This is a genomic window from Bradyrhizobium sp. Ken01, from assembly GCF_055807355.1.
This window is the reverse complement of sequence record NZ_JBVVPC010000039.1, coordinates 17,446-32,926: the sequence shown is the minus strand read 5'-3', so window position 1 is coordinate 32,926 and position 15,481 is coordinate 17,446. Positions and strand designations below refer to the sequence as shown.

The window sequence follows — 15,481 nt, the reverse complement described above, 5'->3', positions numbered from 1 at the left end:
TTGCTTCGACCCGACCTACCGCAAAGTGCGAGCACCAATCGCAGGGACCGCGGCCTCCAACGCCGTTGCCCTGCGCCAGTAAATCCGAGGTAGAGGACATGTCATCCAACAGCGGCGACGTTCCCACGCTGATCATCACCGGCGCCCACCCAAAGCTTTACAATCACGACCTTGCTCCAACCGCGCCTGAGGGCCGAACCTGGGGTGTCTTCAGCCTGTTTGCGATGTGGATGTCGGACGTCCATTCCGTGGGCGGCTACACCTTCGCGGCGAGCCTGTTCTTTCTCGGCCTGACAGGCTGGCAGGTGCTGATCTCCATGTTGGTTGGTATCACGGCGGTCTACTTCCTGATGAACCTGATCGGACGGCCCTCGCTACGCTACGGCATTCCGTTCCCGGTGGTGGCCCGCATCTCGTTCGGGGTGATGGGCGCCAATCTCGCCGCCATGGTGCGGGGCGTCGTCGGCATTGTCTGGTACGGCGTGCAGACCTACTTCGCCTCGAAGGCGGTGCAAGTCCTGATCGTGACTCTGATGCCCTCGGCCGCCGATCTCACCCACAACAGCATCGCCGGCCTGTCGACGCTCGCATGGTTCAGCTTCCTTTTCATGTGGCTGTTCCAACTTCTCATCTTCCTGAGCGGGATGGAGCGCATCCGCCGCTTCATCGATTTCTGCGGACCCGTAGTCTACGTCGTCATGTTCGCGTTGGCGATCTGGATGTTATGGCAGGCCGGTTTCTCGAGCCTGTCTCTTCAACTCAGCCCGCCGGCCGCCACAACCGCGGCGACGATCGGCGTGATGGCGAATGCCGCGATGCTGATCGTGGCCTACTTCTCGGCGCTCCTGCTCAATTTTGGCGACTTCGCCCGGTTCGGCAAGGATGAGCGAGCCATGAAAACGGGCAATCTGCTCGGGCTTCCCGTCAACTTCCTGGTCTTCTCGATCATTACGGTGATCGTGACGGCCGGTACGCTGAAGGTGTTTGGGGAGGCGATCATGGATCCAGTGCTGATCGTGGAGAAGATCGGCAATCCGTTCGTCGTCATTATCGGATCGATCACGTTCATCGTCGCGACGATGGGCATCAACATCGTCGCGAACTTCGTATCGCCGGCTTACGATATCTCCAACCTGAATCCGCAGCGCATCAATTTCAGGCTGGGAGGCCTGATCACGTCGATCCTGTCGGTCCTCGTCTGCCCCTGGCTGTTCGTGGCCAGCCCATCGGCCATCACGCTGTTCGTCAGCATCTTCGGCTCCGCGCTCGGGCCCATGTTCGGCATCATGATCGCCGACTACTATCTCGTGAAAAAGCAGATCGTCGTGCTGGAGGACCTCTATACGATGTCACCAGCCGGTGAATTTCATTACGACGGCGGCTGGAACTACAAGGCGCTGATTGCACTTGCGGTATCCGGCACTCTGTCGATCGGACTCTCGCTGGCAGGTGCTTATGGGCTGATCTTCAACGTCGGCGACTGGGGATGGCTCATCGGGGCCACTGCCGGCGGATTGATCTACCGAGCCCTCTCGAAGGAGCAAAGGCCGGTTTCCGTCATTGTCGGGGCGGGCGAATGACGTTCGAAGTTGCGGGTCCACCGCCATGTGGGCGGCGGCCGCGCAATATTGTTGGCATGCGCGTTCGGTCGAACGCGCATGCTAGCCAGATACGACGTCGCGATGATCGGTGGCGATATCGTTACCTGCTGCGAGCCCCTTCCCCGGTCTGGACTGGATGCAGGTCTGCAACCGCTTCCTCCAGGATGGTAGCAACCTCCAGCAGCGAGATCACCAAGCGCGGCGTGCGCCTGAGCCTGTCGTCGACCGCGGCGGCGAACAGGTCGTTCCGCTTCCGGCTACCGAGCAAACGCCATCGTCCAAAGGCGATCTTGTGGACGTTCCCGGAAACAAATCCGACCGAGGCCCATAATTGCTCGGATTCCAGCAGGAGCTCGCCTGCCATCCGATCCATCACGGTGACGATCGCGAGCAGATCATCGGTCACGGTCGCCAGACCGAGCGCGCGGCTGCCCGGATTGTCGTCATGTGAACTCCGCTCGATCGAGGGCTTCGATGATTGCCTGGCCTGCAATCCGGCGAGTTTGTCCACAAGCGCAGCGAACCGAGAACGGGCCGCGCGGACGATATCTTCCAGGAAAGACAGATTGGTCTGTGCTGACCCTGACATGACGTGCGGTTTGATCGTCTTAAAATACATCAATGCTCCCGGAGGCAACCAACGTGAAAGCTGAAGTGTTGCCTCCATCTAAGGTCATCCGACCCAAGGTGCTTGAACGTCCTGAGCCGCGATTGATCGAAACCGGCCTGGAAGGAATCAGGCAAGGGCCTCAAAACCGAACGCAGAGTGGGTCGGTCGTGATCGGCCGCGCAGTGGAGACACATCATGAGCGATGATGGCCTCTACGGCGACCGGCTTGCGCAGCTATTTCCAATGATCAGCGAGCCGAGCTCGAGCCTCGTCAAGTCGCTCCAAAAGGGAACGTTCGCCGCGGTGCGGATGGCATATTCCGGACCGGTCGGCGATCCGACGCTGCCGTCGCCTCCGGACGAGGCCTTCGCACTCTGCCTTCGGCTGCAGCATCAGAGAGCCGAGTCGTGGCTGGATGGTCGATACGCACCCAAGGGCGCCTTGAAGGACGAGACCAGCATCTACGATCTGCGATGTGAAACGGTCGTTCACTTCCGCGATCCCTTTGACTTTCTCTACCTGTATCTGCCGCACGGCACGCTAAATGAATTGGCGAACCAGCTTGATCTTGGTCGCGTTGAATATGACGTTGGCGCGGGCGCGAACTTCATGGATCCAGTCATGGCTCATCTGGGTGCTTGCCTTCTGCCGGCGCTCGAAAGACCGCATGAGGCCAACGAGCTTTTCGTGGGCCACGTCGCGATGGCGATCAACACTCATTTTCTCAAGACCTATGCCATCGGCCAACCTCGCAATCGCTCTCACCGCAGCGGATTGGCGCCATGGCAACTGCGGACGGCGAAGGCGCTCCTTCGCGCAAATCTCGATGGCGAGATCGCGTTGGCCCGAATTGCCGCTGAGTGTGGCGTGTCAGCCGCCCACTTCGCCCGCGCTTTCAGAGTCAGCACAGGAACACCGCCGCATCGATGGTTGATCAATCAGCGGATCGAGCAAAGCAAGAGCCTGCTGGCAAGCTCGCCGCTGTCGCTCACGGAAATTGCCGTCAAATGCGGCTTCGCGGACCAAAGTCATTTTACCAGAGTGTTCTCGGCGGCAACGGGTGCCACGCCAGGACGCTGGCGACTGGTCCGCAAAGCTTAATCCCGGATGACCATGTTCTGAAACGCAGCAGCCGTGTCGCCGGCGCGAGGCTTTCGGCTCGGCGCTCCGTGCGCTCCCACCGGCAAGGCCGTGCTGCGTTACGCCTCGTGATCCTGCCTGGTGGTCAATTGCCGCTGATACGGGAGAGACCTTCCGCCCGCCTCGCGAAGGCGAACGGAAGGTATTGCCGCCCTCACATCTTCTTATAGGCGTCAACCAGAGCCTGGCCGTCGGCTCCCGCCTTCTTGAGCCAGTCGGCGGTGAGCTGTTCGCCGATCTTCTGGAAGCCCGCCTTTAGGGCCGGGCTCGGCGGCTCGACCGTCATGCCTTTGGCCTTGAGCTGATCGATGTACCAGGTGCTTTTGTCCTGCCAGGCCTTCCAGCCGCGGGTTTCCGCGGTCGCGGCGGCTTTGAGGATGGCCTCCTGGGTCGGCTTGTCGAGCGCCTCGAACGCCGCCTTGTTGACGAAGGTGTAGTCCTTCGGGATCCAGGCTTGCACGTCATAGAAGTACTTCAGCGACTCCCATGCCTTCGCATCGTAGCCCGTGCCGCCTGACGACATGAAGGAGTTCACGACGCCGGTGGCAAGCGCCTGCGGCAACTCGGCGGCCTGGATGGTGACCGACTGCGCGCCGACCAGTTCGCCGATGCGCGCAGTACCAACATTATAGGCCCGCCATTTCAGGCCCTTCATGTCTTCGATCGTTGCAAGCGGCTTATTGACATAGACGCCCTGCGGTGCCCACGGCACGACGAACAGCAGCTTGAGCCCCTGCGCATCGAGCTTCTTGGCAATCAACGGCTTCGACGCCTGATACAGCTTCATGGCGTCCGGAAAGCTGGTCGCCAGAAACGGCACGACGTCGACCCCGAATACCGGATCCTCGTTCTCGTGGATCGACAGCAAGACTTCGCCCATCTGCGCCTGCCCGGTCATCACCGCGCGCTTGATGTCGGGCGCCTTGAACAGCGAGGCGCCGGGATGAACCGTGATCTGAAGCTTGCCTGATGTCGCGGCTTCGACGTCCTTGGCGAACGCGACGAGATTCTCGGAGTGCGGATTGTCGGCCGGATATGCCGCCGGCAGATTCCATTTGGTCTGAGCCAAAGCGGGTGTCGCAGCCAGCACGGCGCCGGCGATCAGGGATGCGCGGATTAAACGAGAGATCATGGGGCTTCTCCTCACAGTCAATTTCAAAACGGTACGCTCAGTCCGGGAAAGCGAGCTTGGGCAAGAACATCACGATCTGCGGATATTCCGTGATGATGAACACGGCCGCGAGCAGCAGGACGAAGAACGGGAACGCCGCCCGCGCGACGGTCAAGGTATCGCGGCCGCTCATGTTCTGGAGCACGAACAGATTGAAACCGACCGGCGGCGTGATCTGCGCCATCTCGACGTGGATGATGAGATAGACGCCGAACCAGACCAGGTCCAGGCCGGCCTGCTTGACCATCGGCAGCACGATCACGGCGGTCAGGACGATCATCGAGATGCCGTCGATCAGGCATCCCAGGATGATATACATGATGCTCAGATACAGCGCGAGCATGCCCGGGGTGAGCTGCTGGCCCTGGACCCAGGTGGCGAGTGCCGCCGGAATTCCCGTATAGGCCATCGCTGCGGTCGTGTAGGCAGCGCCTGCCAGGATCAGCATGATCATGCAGGTCAGGCGCGTCGCGCTCATGATGCTTTCGAGGAAGTTCTTGCGTGTGAGCGTGCGGCTCCACCACGCCAGCAGCAGCGCGCCCGAAACGCCCCAGGCTGCGCATTCGGTTGCGGTCGCAAACCCGAGCACGAGCGAGAGGAAGACCGCCAGGATCAGAAGCAGGCATGGGGCGAGCTTGGCGGATTCTTGCAGCTTCCGGCGAAACGGCATCGGAGGATCGCGCGGCGGAATCTTCTTCGGATTGAGCAGCGACCAGATGATGATGTAGCCGGAATAGAGCACCATCACGAGCACGCCGGGCAGGAAGCCGCCGAGGAACACCTGAAGCACGGAGACGTTCGCGGTGACCGCATAGACCACCATCGGGATCGACGGAGGGATCAGCAGTCCGAGCGTGCCGGAGCCCGCGAGCGAGCCCAGGCTCAAGCCCTTATCGTAGCCCCGCCTGTCCAGTTCAGGCAGCGCGATCTTGCCGATCGTCGCACAGGTCGCCGCCGACGAGCCCGACACCGCCGCGAAGATGCCGCAGCCGATCACGTTGACATGAGTGAGACGCCCCGGGAGCCACTGCACCCAGGGCGACAGGCCCCGGAACATTTCCTCGGACAATTTGGTGCGGAAGAGAATCTCGCCCATCCAGATGAAGAGCGGCAGCGCCGCCAGCGTCCATGACGAGCTTGCGCTCCATGTCGTGGTCGCAAGCACCGAGCCGAGCGGCAGGCTGGTGGTCAGCGCCATCGCCACGAAGCCGACGAGCCCCAGCGAAACCGCGATCCAGATGCCACTTCCCAGCAGCACGATCATGACGCCGAGCAGAATAAACGACAGTTCGATCATGCCGAGATTGGCCATCGTCAACCTCCGCCGCCTTGTGAGATCCGCTCGATGAATTCGTCCGGGGTCTCGTTCGGCGAGCCCTTCTCGTAGCTCGGCCGGTTGCCGCTGATGACACTGACCATTTCATCAATGAGCGCGATCGACAGGATCACGAGTCCGCCGGAAAACCCGAGCTGCGGAATCCAGAGCGGAAGCGCGACGACGCCCTGCGCCACGTCGTTGAAGCGCCAGGAATCGTAGGTCATCTGCACGGCATGCCGGGTGAAATAGAGAATGAAAGCGGCGGCAATACCGAGGGCCACGACCTCCGCAACCTGTTTGGAGCGCCCATGCAGACGCTCCAGCAGCAGGCCGACGCGGATCATCTCGCCGCGCTTAAAGGTGTGAGCGAGGCCGAGGAATGCCATCGCGGCCATGCACCAGGAGGCGAAATCATCGCCGGCGGGAATGTTGACCGCAAACTGGCGCCCGATCGACATGATCATCATGATTGCAAAGATCGCAACCATGAAGGCACCGGCGGCGTAACCCGCACCGAGATAAAGGAGATCCAGCGCGCGTCGCACCGGTCCCCGGCTCGTGACATCGTCCCCTGCCAACGCGATCCCCATCCTCACACGAGGCGATTCAGACGGTCCCGGCGATCGCACGTCGCGCGCCGGTCCTGCATGAATATCGCCCCTGCCCCAGCGCCTGTCTTTCAGACGTTAGATCAACATGATGGGCCCAGCGCAAGCAAGGAGTATGCCGGCTCTCGCCGGAATTTCCACCGCAGGTTCAGCGGGTCTCCAGCCGCAGCCCGTCATACGCGGGCACCACGCCCGCCGGCAGCGACTGCCGGATCACCTCATAATCGACGTCGGCCGTCATGTTGGTGATGACGGCGCGCTTCGGCTTGAAGCGCTCGATCCAGGACAACGCGTCGTTGATGCTGAAATGGCTGACATGGCTGGTGTAGCGCAGGCCATCGACGATCCAGAGATCCAGATTTTCCAGGGCGCCCCAGCTCTCGCGCGGGATGTCGTTGAGATCGGGTGTGTAGGCGGCATCGCCGATGCGATAGCCTAGCGCGGGAATGTTGCCGTGCTGCACCAGGAAGGCGGTCATCGTCACCGCGCCGCCCTTTCCCTGGATGGTCTGGCTTTCACCGGCCTCGATCGACTGCGCCGTCAGGATCGGCGGGTAGTCGCTGCCCGCCGGCGAGACGAAGCAATAGGAAAACCGCGACATGATGTCGTTCGCAGTCGACTGATTGAGATAGGTCGGAATCCGCCGGCGCATGTGCATCACGACCGAACGCAGATCGTCCATGCCGTGGGTCTGATCGGCGTGCTCGTGGGTCAGGAATACTGCATCGATGTGGTCGACATTGGTCGAGAGCAATTGCTCGCGCAGGTCCGGCGAGGTGTCGATCACGATACGCGTGGTGCCCTCGCCCGATGTCTGCTCGACCAGCAGCGAACAGCGGCGACGGCGGTTCTTGGGATTGTTGGGATCGCAGGCACCCCAGCCGAGTGCCGGGCGCGGCACGCCGGCGGAGGAGCCGCAGCCCAGGATCGTCAGCGTCAGCGTCATGCGGCTCCCAGTTCTAAGCTTTCACCCTGGAGAACAGGCGAAAGAAGTTTTCGCTTGTCTGGCGCGAGATCTCGTCAAACGACACGCCGCGTGTTTCGGCGAGCACTTTTGCGACCTCGACCACATAGGCCGGTTCGTTGCGCTTGCCCCGGAACTTGCCCGGCGCAAGGTAGGGCGAGTCTGTTTCAACCAAAATACGGTCGGACGGCAGTTCGGCCGCAAGCGCGCGCAGGGCCTCGGACTTCTTGAAGGTCAGGATGCCCGTGAAGCCGATATAGAGCCCGAGCGAGACCGCCTTCAGCGCCAGCTCGCGCCCGCCGGTGTAACAATGCAACACGGCGCGAAACGATCCTTTGGCGGCTTCCTCTTCAAGGATGCGGCCGCAATCCTGGTCCGCCTCGCGGGTGTGGATCACCAGCGGCAAGCCGGTGAGGCGGGCGGCGGCGATGTGGGCGCGAAAGCCCCTCGCCTGCGCCTCCGGCGAGCCGTTGTCGTAGAAATAATCGAGCCCGGCTTCGCCGAGCGCGACGACCTTGGGATGCTGCGTCAGCGCGATCAGCTCGTCCGGTGCGATGCCGTCTTCCTCATCCGCGTTATGCGGATGGGTGCCGACCGAGCAATAGACGTCGTCGTAGCGCTCGGCGATGGCCAAGAGCTGGTTCAGCCTTTTCACCCGCGTCGAAATCGTGACCATGCGGCCGATGCCGGCCGCTCGCGCCCGCGACACGATCCCGTCGAGATCCTCCGCAAAGTCCGGAAAATCCAGGTGGCAGTGGCTGTCGACCAGCATGGTGCGAGCGCCTTACGCCGCCGGCTCGATGTAGCGCGGGAAAGCGGGCGTCGGCGCCGGCAGCGTCGTACCGGGCGCGATGCGCGTTGCGCCGCCGAGCGCGGCGAAGCTGCGCTCCCCTTCGGGGATCCCGAGGCTGTCCAGCAGCAATCCCGAGGCCGTCGGCATCGCCGGCTGGGCCAGGATCGCGATCTGGCGCACGACTTCGGCGGTGACGTAGAGCACCGTCCTCTGCCTGACAGGATCGGTCTTGGCGAGCGCCCACGGCGCTTCGCCCGCGAAATAACGGTTGGCTTCCGCGACCACAGCCCACACGGCGTTGAGCCAGTGATGGATTTGCTGCGTCGCCATCGCTTCGCGAGACGCCGCGAGCATGCCGTCAGCTTGCGACAGGATCGCCTTGTCGTTGTCGCTGAATTCGCCGGGCTCCGGGAGCACGCCGCCGAGCTGCTTGGCGATCATCGACAGCGAGCGTTGCGCGAGATTGCCGAGATCGTTGGCGAGATCGGCATTGATGCGCGCGACGATGGCCTCGTGATTATAGTTGCCGTCCTGGCCGAACGGGACCTCGCGCAGAAAGAAATAGCGCATCTGGTCGACGCCGTATTGGTCGGCGAGGTTGAAGGGATCGACCACGTTGCCGACCGACTTCGACATCTTCTCGCCCCTGCTGAACAGGAAGCCATGGGCATAGACCCGCTTCGGTAGCGGGATCCCGGCCGACAGCAGGAAAGCCGGCCAGTACACCGCATGGAAGCGGATGATGTCCTTGCCGATGATGTGCACGTCGGCAGGCCAATAACGCCAGTTGTTGTCGCTCTCGTCGGGGAAGCCGACGCCGGTGACGTAGTTGGTGAGCGCGTCGACCCAGACATACATCACGTGCTCTTCGTCCCCGGGCACCTTGACGCCCCAGTCGAACGTCGTGCGCGAAATCGAAAGATCGCGCAGGCCGCCTCGGACGAAGCTCACCACCTCGTTCTTGCGGGAGTCGGGGCCGATGAAATTGGTCTGCGTCTCGTAGAGCTTGAGCAGCCTGTCCTGATAGGCCGACAGGCGGAAGAAGTAGCTCTTCTCCTCGACCCATTCGACCGGCGTGCCCTGCGGTCCGAGCCGCACGCCGTCGTCGTTCAGGCGCGTCTCGTCCTCGGCGTAATAGGCTTCGTCGCGCACGGAATACCAGCCGGCATAGATGTCGGCATAGATATCGCCGTTCGCCTCCATGCGCCGCCAGATCTCCTGGCTGGAGCGATGATGCTGCTCCTCGGTGGTGCGGATGAAGCGGTCGAACGACACGTTGAGGCGCTCGTCCATTTGCTTGAAACGGCCGGCATTGCGGGCCGCGAGCTCCGAGACGGACATTTTTTCGCTGGCCGCGGTCTGAACCATCTTCTGGCCGTGCTCGTCGGTGCCGGTCAGGAAGAACACATCCTTGCCGTCGAGTCGCGCGAAACGCGCCAACGTATCGGTCGCGATCGCCTCATAGGCGTGGCCGATGTGAGGACTGCCATTGGGATAGGCGATCGCGGTCGTGATGTAGAAGACGTTGTCCCGCGCGGGCACGGCCACGGCCACGGGCGTGGTGGCCTGCGGCGCTGCGACGGACTTCGGTGCGGGCGGGGCCTTGGGCTTCGATGCATTGGGCTTCACAGCCTTCGGCGGCGTGGCGACAGGAGCTAATGTGGTGGTCACGGCAGGCGCAGCCACCCTCGCCGTCTTGGCTATCTTCTTCGCCGGGGTCTTGTTCTTCGCCGTAGCCTTGTTTTTTGCCGAAGTCTCGTTCTTCGCCGAAGCCTTGGCTGGCTTTTTGGTCGCTGTCTTCACCGTCTTCTTGGCAACGACCTGCTTCTTCGCTGCCTTCTTTGCCGTCTTCGCGGTGCTCTTCTTCCCGTTTTTTTTGGCAGCCGTCTTTTTGGTCTTGGTGGCTTTCTTGACGCTCTTGGGAGCTTTGCGCGCGCGCGCCTTCACGGCCTTCTTCGTGGCTTTCTTGACGGCTTTTGTGGCAGCCTTCTTCTTGCTGCTCTTGCCCTTGGCGGTTTTCTTAGCTCGCGCTGCCACGACGAATTCCTTTACCGGCTTCTCGAAATTTGGAAACGAACTTGCGTTAGTTTATTGTCTTGAGCATGATCCCATCGGGAAAACCGCTGCACACTTTTCCGGATCATGCTCTAGCGTGTTGCGTCCGCCAGCCAGCCGAACACCGAGAAAACCAAGGGCTTTCGCTCCAGATTGTAGGTTTCGGTGTCGCGCGCGGCGCGGACGATCTTTTCCCATACCTCAGCTAGGCGCGCAAGGCGCGGCAGGTTCTGGTTGGCGTCGGCCTCGTCGGTGTGCAGGCGTTCCGCGATCCAGCGATCGATGCCGTCGATGAAGGCGGCAAGGGCAACGCGGTCACTGGTGCCGAGCGATTCGCCGAGCGTGTGCAATTCGCGCGGATCGACCTGCGGCAGTCGCGCCAGCAGCGCGGCCGTGCGCTGCTGGAGCTTCAGGGCGTCACCGCCGAGCAGCGTCAGCGCCCGCGCGACGCTGCCCTCGGACGCCTCCGCCGCCTCGCGCAACGCCGGATCATTCGGGTCGAGATCGGCGGCGGTTGCGGCTGCAGCAATCACGTCGTCGGTTGCGAGCGCGCGCAGGCGCAGCTTGCGGCAGCGCGACTGAATCGTGGCGAGCACGCGCGCCGGCGCGTGGCTCACCAGCAGGAACAGCGATTGCTGCGGTGGTTCCTCGAGAATTTTCAGCAGCGCGTTGGCGGCATTCGGATTGAGCTCGTCGACAGTGTCGACGATGCAGACGCGCCAGCCTTCGGCCGCTGCGGTCGAGCCGAAGAAGCCGATCGTCTCGCGCGTCTCGTCCACGGTGATGACGGTGCGCATGACGCCGCGGTCGTTGGCGGTGCGCTCCAGCGTCAGCAGGCCACCATGCGAGCTCGCCGCAACCTGCCGCGCCACGGCGTCATCAGGATTGATGGCGAGGTCTTCGGCGCGCTGCACCGAGGGTGCCAGCGGCTGGCTGTGAGCGAGCACGAAGCGCGCCATCCGATATGCCAGCGTCGCCTTGCCGATGCCTTGCGGCCCGCCAATCAGCCAGGCATGCGGGATGCGCCCACTGCGATAGGCGGCGAGCAGCGCGGTCTCGGCCTCGCGATGGCCGAACAGAACGCCCGTCTCGCGCGGATGAGACATGGCGGTTTCGCGCTCGGTCTGACGCGGGCTCATATGGACACCACCGATGCCGGCGTCGGAAGCAGGCGATCACGCAGCGCGGTCCAGATGCGTCCGGCAACCGTGTCGGGATCGGAATTGGCGTCGATCAGCACGCAACGCGCAGGATCGTCCGCCGCGATCTTGCGATAGGCCTCGCGCAGGCCCTGGTGGAAACCGAGCTTCTCGGCCTCGAACCTGTCTGGCGTGCCGCTGCCGCGGCGTGCGGCCGCGCGCTGCAAGCCGATCTCGACCGGCAGGTCGAGGATGATGGTGAGGTCCGGCTTGAGATCGCCGATCGTGACCCGCTGCATCGCGTTGATCAGCGCCGCCGGCACCTGGCCGAGGCTGCCCTGATAGGCCCGCGTCGAGTCGGCGAAGCGGTCGCACAGCACCCAGGTGCCCTGGTTGAGCGCGGGCTGGATCAGGGTGCGGACATGGTCATCGCGGGCCGCCGCGAACAGCAGCGTCTCGGCTTCGGGTCCGAGCAGCTTGCCCATGCCTGACAGCACCAGATGCCGCATGATCTCGGCGCCCGGCGAGCCGCCCGGTTCGCGCGTGACGAGGATACGCATCCTCGCCGCCTTGAGGCGATCAGCGAGCTTCTTGATCTGGGTCGACTTGCCCGTGCCCTCGCCGCCTTCAAAGGTGACGAAACGCCCGCGTCCGGACGGCCACTTTACCGCGCTTTCACTCATGATCAGAGCTTCTCGGCGCCCGCACGGAACATGCCGATCACAAGCTCGCTGGCGCCGTCGATCGCACGGCGCACGGTCGAGCCGGTGCCGATCGCGTCAGCGGCATAGACCGGCGTCTCCACCGCGATGTTGCCGCTGCGCCAGACCCTGACCAGCCCGACCTTCTGCCCGGCCTCGACCGGCGCGCGCACCGGACCGCTATAGACGACGCGCGCAATCAGCTTGTCGCTGCCGTTCTTGTGCACCATCACTTTCACGGGCGTCTTGGCCACCAGTTTCACCGAGCGGCTCTCGCCGCCGAACACCTTGGCGTAGCCGACGGGCTGATCGGCCGCGATCAGCGTGCGGGTCTCGAAATTGCGAAAACCCCATTCCAGCATCTTCTTGGCTTCGGTCGCGCGATCTTCGGGGTCTTCCAGCCCGTTGATGACGACGATCAGCCGCGTGCCGTTCTGGACCGCTGAGCCGACCATGCCGTAGCCACCTTCCTTGGTGTAGCCGGTCTTCAGACCGTCGGCGCCTTCCATGGAATTGAGCAGCGGATTCCGGTTGGGCTGGCGGATCTTGTTCCAGGTGTATTCCTTCTCGCCGAACAGTTTGTAGAATTCGGGGAAGTCGAGAATGATGTGCCGGGCAAGGATGCCGAGCTCGCGCACCGTCATCTTGTTGGCGGGGTCGGGCAGACCGTTGGAATTGCCGAAGGTCGATTTCGTCAGGCCAAGCTCACGGGCGCGCTTGGTCATGAAGTCGGCGGCGAAAATCCGCTCGTTGCCCGCCATGGCTTCGGCGAGCGCAATGCAGGCGTCGTTGCCGCTCTGGATGATCGCCCCGTGCAGGAGATCGTCGACTGTGACCTTGCTGTTGATCGCGGCGAACATGGTTGAGCCGCCGGAGGGCGCGCCGCCCCTGCGCCAGGCGTTCTCGCTGATCCGGTATTCGTCGGTCAGCTTGATGTCGCCCTTCTTGATCGCGTTGAAGACGACCTCGGCGGTCATCAGCTTCATCATGCTGGAGGGCGCGCGCAGCTCGTCGGCGTTCTTCTCGAACAGCACGCTGCCGCTGGAGGCCTCGATCAGGATCGCGGTCGGGGCGTCGCCGTCGAAGCCGGAATCATCTGTTTTCTTAGCGCCCTGGACGCTCTGGTTGGCCGCGTAGAGCGCTCCGCCCCAGCCGATGGTCGCCACCAGAGCCGTCGCGATCAGCCCGCGCGCCAGCGCTCCGGCGGTGAGCCGGGTGCGCCCAAACGAGGAAAGATGAAATTCCATGGCCAAGCCCTGAGAGCGGCGTTCTAACAGTTGGAGCCGGTGCGAACAACACGGGGTGGCCGCTTGTCCCGAGATTGCACGATTCTCGTCCGGCCCCTATCGTGGCACCTCAGATTTTCTGACCAAACCCCTGAAACAAGGCGGAAAAGCGATGTCCTCCACCCGCGTGATCAAGGCCAACGGGATCGACCTGTTCATCCGCGAAGCCGGTCAGGGGCCGCTGGTGGTGCTGTGCCACGGCTGGCCGGAACTCTCCTACTCCTGGCGCCACCAGATCCCGGCGCTGGCGCAGGCCGGGTTTCGCGTCGTCGCCCCCGACATGCGCGGCTATGGCCAGAGTTCAGCGCCGCCCGAAGCGACGGCCTATTCGATCTTCGACACAGTCGGCGATATCGTCGGCCTCGTGCAGGCGCTTGGCGAGACCAAGGCCATGGTGGTCGGCCACGACTGGGGTGCACCGGTGGCCTGGCACGCGGCGCTGTTCCGGCCTGACATCTTCACGGCGGTCGCCGGCCTAAGCGTGCCGCCGCCGTTCCGCGGTCGCGGCAAGCCGCTCGACCTTCTGCGCCAGGGCGGCATCACCAATTTCTATTGGCAGTATTTCCAGGCGCCCGGCGTTGCCGAAGCCGAGTTCGAGCGTGACGTCGCGCGCACCATGCGCATCGTGCTCGGCGGGCGCGGCCTTGCCGATCCCTCTGCGGCCATGTTCGTGCAGGAGGGCAAGGGATTCCTCGGCCACGGCAACCCGGAGGAGCCTTTGCCGGCCTGGCTCACCGAGACTGACCTTGCCTACTTCACCGAAACCTTCCGCAAATCCGGTTTTCGCGGCGGGCTGAACTGGTATCGCAACCTCGATCGCAATTGGGAGCTGACGGCGCCGTGGCAGGACGCGCAAATCCACCAGCCCTCGCTCTTCATTGCCGGTTCGAAAGACGCCGTCATCACCGGCCTGATCGGAGCCAAGCGCGTCAACGAGCTCGTGCGCGTGCTGCCCAATTTGAAGCGAAAGCTGATCATCGAGAGCGCCGGCCATTGGGTCCAGCAGGAGCGGCCGGACGAGGTGAATGCGGCGCTGGTGACCTTCCTGAAGGAAAGCGCGGCTCAGTAGAGGCCGCGGCCGCTCAGGATGCCCCGGGCCTCGGCAGCGCCGTCCGAGGCGTAGGCGCCGGACGGTGCGCTCTCGGTCGCATAGCGGCCGTCCCCGTCATAGGACACGGCGTGAGCGTTCTGAAGCGCCCGGCCCCGGTTGCGGCTCGAGGCCGACATTTCCGAGGTCGCACTGAGTGAAGCCATGTCGGCGGAGGTGTTGCCGAGATTATAGGGCCGTCCCTCCGGCGTCGGAACTTCGCCGCGCATGGCGCCGCGGTTCGACGACGGCAGCTCCGGCACGAAGGGTCTCGCGGAGGCGACCCGGACCATCGAGGGTGACGGCGCCGGGGTCCCGGTGCGCAAGGTGGCCATCAACTGGCGGTCGTCGGAGCCTTCCAGCGGCGCCCGGCCGACATATTCGACACGAACCTTGGCGATGCCATTGCCTTTGAATTCCAGCAGTTCGGCGGCCTTGTTCGAGACGTCGATGAGCCGGTTGCCATGATAGGGCCCGCGGTCATTAACGCGGACGATCAGCGACTTGCCGTTCGAGACGTTGGTCACCCGCGCATAGGACGGCATCGGCAGGGTCGGATGCGCCGCGGTCAGCGAGCCCATGTCGAACACTTCGCCATTGGCGGTCAAGCGGCCGTGGAAGTCGTCGCCGTACCAGGACGCCATGCCCTCGGCACGGTAGTTGACGTCCTCTTCGGGCACATAGGTCCGGCCACCTACCACATAGGGCTTGCCGACGCGGTAGGCGCCGCCGCCCTTTGGGACCGGATCACCCAAAGCCACGACCCGGGGGCTCGAGGACACGCCGTATTTCGGATCGACCCGGCTGGCGAATTTGTTGGAGGACGCGCAATTGGCGAGCGCAAGGCAGGTCGCGACCGCCGCAGCAGCGCGCGCGGCCCGCAAAACCGAATCTGAACGTCGGATCCCCATTCGCCCCAAATACCACTTTGCCGGAGGCGTACCTAACCCGCTTTGGCTACGGGGCAGCGCTATCCGGTCCTTTGCTCCGAGGCGGCCCACCACCGCA

At 63.5% G+C, this 15,481-nt stretch carries 14 protein-coding genes; 3 read left to right on the top strand and 11 right to left on the bottom strand.

Annotated elements, in window-relative coordinates; genetic code table 11:
* Nucleotides 1–98 precede the first annotated feature (98 nt).
* The gene (locus AC0L3S_RS29495) at nucleotides 99–1,580 is read left to right on the top strand and encodes an NCS1 family nucleobase:cation symporter-1 (protein WP_473283091.1); all 1,482 of its coding nucleotides are present in this window, start codon (nucleotides 99–101) and stop codon (nucleotides 1,578–1,580) included.
* A gap of 121 nt (nucleotides 1,581–1,701) precedes the next feature.
* Here the strand turns inward: AC0L3S_RS29495 and AC0L3S_RS29490 are convergent, their stop codons facing one another.
* A complete protein-coding gene (locus AC0L3S_RS29490) occupies nucleotides 1,702–2,268 on the bottom strand; it encodes a hypothetical protein (protein WP_473261255.1) in 567 nt (188 codons plus the stop codon).
* Between the two features lie 138 nt (nucleotides 2,269–2,406).
* On the opposite strand from AC0L3S_RS29490, the gene AC0L3S_RS29485 reads away from it, so the two are divergent.
* A complete protein-coding gene (locus tag AC0L3S_RS29485) occupies nucleotides 2,407–3,312 on the top strand; it encodes an AraC family transcriptional regulator (protein ID WP_473283089.1) in 906 nt (301 codons plus the stop codon).
* Between the two features lie 193 nt (nucleotides 3,313–3,505).
* Here AC0L3S_RS29485 and AC0L3S_RS29480 read toward each other — a convergent pair whose 3' ends face one another.
* From AC0L3S_RS29480 to AC0L3S_RS29440, 9 genes are all read right to left on the bottom strand, one after another.
* Nucleotides 3,506–4,483, bottom strand: coding sequence for a TRAP transporter substrate-binding protein (locus tag AC0L3S_RS29480; RefSeq protein WP_473283087.1), 978 nt, complete (start codon nucleotides 4,481–4,483; stop codon nucleotides 3,506–3,508).
* 37 nt (nucleotides 4,484–4,520) lie between these two features.
* Nucleotides 4,521–5,834, bottom strand: coding sequence for a TRAP transporter large permease (locus tag AC0L3S_RS29475; protein WP_473283085.1), 1,314 nt, complete (start codon nucleotides 5,832–5,834; stop codon nucleotides 4,521–4,523).
* A 2-nt stretch (nucleotides 5,835–5,836) separates the two neighbouring features.
* Nucleotides 5,837–6,430, bottom strand: coding sequence for a TRAP transporter small permease (locus tag AC0L3S_RS29470; RefSeq protein WP_473261247.1), 594 nt, complete (start codon nucleotides 6,428–6,430; stop codon nucleotides 5,837–5,839).
* 166 nt (nucleotides 6,431–6,596) lie between these two features.
* Nucleotides 6,597–7,394: an MBL fold metallo-hydrolase gene (locus tag AC0L3S_RS29465; RefSeq protein WP_027517964.1), complete on the bottom strand. Its 798-nt coding sequence runs from the start codon at nucleotides 7,392–7,394 to the stop codon at nucleotides 6,597–6,599.
* A gap of 13 nt (nucleotides 7,395–7,407) precedes the next feature.
* Entirely contained in the window at nucleotides 7,408–8,184 is a 777-nt protein-coding gene (locus AC0L3S_RS29460; RefSeq protein ID WP_473261245.1) for a TatD family hydrolase, read from the bottom strand.
* Nucleotides 8,185–8,196: 12 nt separating this feature from the next.
* Complete coding sequence (metG, locus tag AC0L3S_RS29455; protein ID WP_473283083.1) at nucleotides 8,197–10,242, bottom strand: methionine--tRNA ligase; 2,046 nt, start codon at nucleotides 10,240–10,242, stop codon at nucleotides 8,197–8,199.
* A gap of 110 nt (nucleotides 10,243–10,352) precedes the next feature.
* Entirely contained in the window at nucleotides 10,353–11,399 is a 1,047-nt protein-coding gene (locus tag AC0L3S_RS29450) for a DNA polymerase III subunit delta' (protein ID WP_473283081.1), read from the bottom strand.
* On the bottom strand, nucleotides 11,396–12,082 hold the full coding sequence (tmk, locus tag AC0L3S_RS29445; protein WP_473261239.1) for a dTMP kinase: 687 nt from the start codon (nucleotides 12,080–12,082) through the stop codon (nucleotides 11,396–11,398). The genes AC0L3S_RS29450 and tmk overlap by 4 nt, the downstream gene beginning before the upstream one ends.
* Before the next feature lie 2 nt (nucleotides 12,083–12,084).
* Entirely contained in the window at nucleotides 12,085–13,347 is a 1,263-nt protein-coding gene (locus AC0L3S_RS29440; RefSeq protein ID WP_473283079.1) for a D-alanyl-D-alanine carboxypeptidase family protein, read from the bottom strand.
* 151 nt (nucleotides 13,348–13,498) lie between these two features.
* On the opposite strand from AC0L3S_RS29440, the gene AC0L3S_RS29435 reads away from it, so the two are divergent.
* Nucleotides 13,499–14,455, top strand: a complete 957-nt coding sequence (locus tag AC0L3S_RS29435; RefSeq protein ID WP_473261235.1) for an alpha/beta fold hydrolase — start codon at nucleotides 13,499–13,501, stop codon at nucleotides 14,453–14,455.
* On the opposite strand, the gene AC0L3S_RS29430 is transcribed toward AC0L3S_RS29435, so the two are convergent.
* Entirely contained in the window at nucleotides 14,449–15,384 is a 936-nt protein-coding gene (locus tag AC0L3S_RS29430; RefSeq protein ID WP_473261233.1) for a septal ring lytic transglycosylase RlpA family protein, read from the bottom strand. The two genes, AC0L3S_RS29435 and AC0L3S_RS29430, sit on opposite strands and share 7 nt — an antisense overlap.
* Between the last annotated feature and the right edge of the window lie 97 nt (nucleotides 15,385–15,481).

Excerpts from the sequence above, each read along its gene's own strand:
- AC0L3S_RS29495 (WP_473283091.1), top strand. The coding sequence starts at position 99 with ATGTCATCCAACAGCGGCGACGTTCCCACGCTGATCATCACCGGCGCC.
- AC0L3S_RS29490 (WP_473261255.1), bottom strand. The coding sequence starts at position 2,268 with ATGGAGGCAACACTTCAGCTTTCACGTTGGTTGCCTCCGGGAGCATTG.
- AC0L3S_RS29485 (WP_473283089.1), top strand. The coding sequence starts at position 2,407 with ATGAGCGATGATGGCCTCTACGGCGACCGGCTTGCGCAGCTATTTCCA.
- AC0L3S_RS29480 (WP_473283087.1), bottom strand. The coding sequence starts at position 4,483 with ATGATCTCTCGTTTAATCCGCGCATCCCTGATCGCCGGCGCCGTGCTG.
- AC0L3S_RS29475 (WP_473283085.1), bottom strand. The coding sequence starts at position 5,834 with ATGGCCAATCTCGGCATGATCGAACTGTCGTTTATTCTGCTCGGCGTC.
- AC0L3S_RS29470 (WP_473261247.1), bottom strand. The coding sequence starts at position 6,430 with ATGGGGATCGCGTTGGCAGGGGACGATGTCACGAGCCGGGGACCGGTG.
- AC0L3S_RS29465 (WP_027517964.1), bottom strand. The coding sequence starts at position 7,394 with ATGACGCTGACGCTGACGATCCTGGGCTGCGGCTCCTCCGCCGGCGTG.
- AC0L3S_RS29460 (WP_473261245.1), bottom strand. The coding sequence starts at position 8,184 with ATGCTGGTCGACAGCCACTGCCACCTGGATTTTCCGGACTTTGCGGAG.
- AC0L3S_RS29450 (WP_473283081.1), bottom strand. The coding sequence starts at position 11,399 with ATGAGCCCGCGTCAGACCGAGCGCGAAACCGCCATGTCTCATCCGCGC.
- tmk (WP_473261239.1), bottom strand. The coding sequence starts at position 12,082 with ATGAGTGAAAGCGCGGTAAAGTGGCCGTCCGGACGCGGGCGTTTCGTC.
- AC0L3S_RS29440 (WP_473283079.1), bottom strand. The coding sequence starts at position 13,347 with ATGGAATTTCATCTTTCCTCGTTTGGGCGCACCCGGCTCACCGCCGGA.
- AC0L3S_RS29435 (WP_473261235.1), top strand. The coding sequence starts at position 13,499 with ATGTCCTCCACCCGCGTGATCAAGGCCAACGGGATCGACCTGTTCATC.
- AC0L3S_RS29430 (WP_473261233.1), bottom strand. The coding sequence starts at position 15,384 with ATGGGGATCCGACGTTCAGATTCGGTTTTGCGGGCCGCGCGCGCTGCT.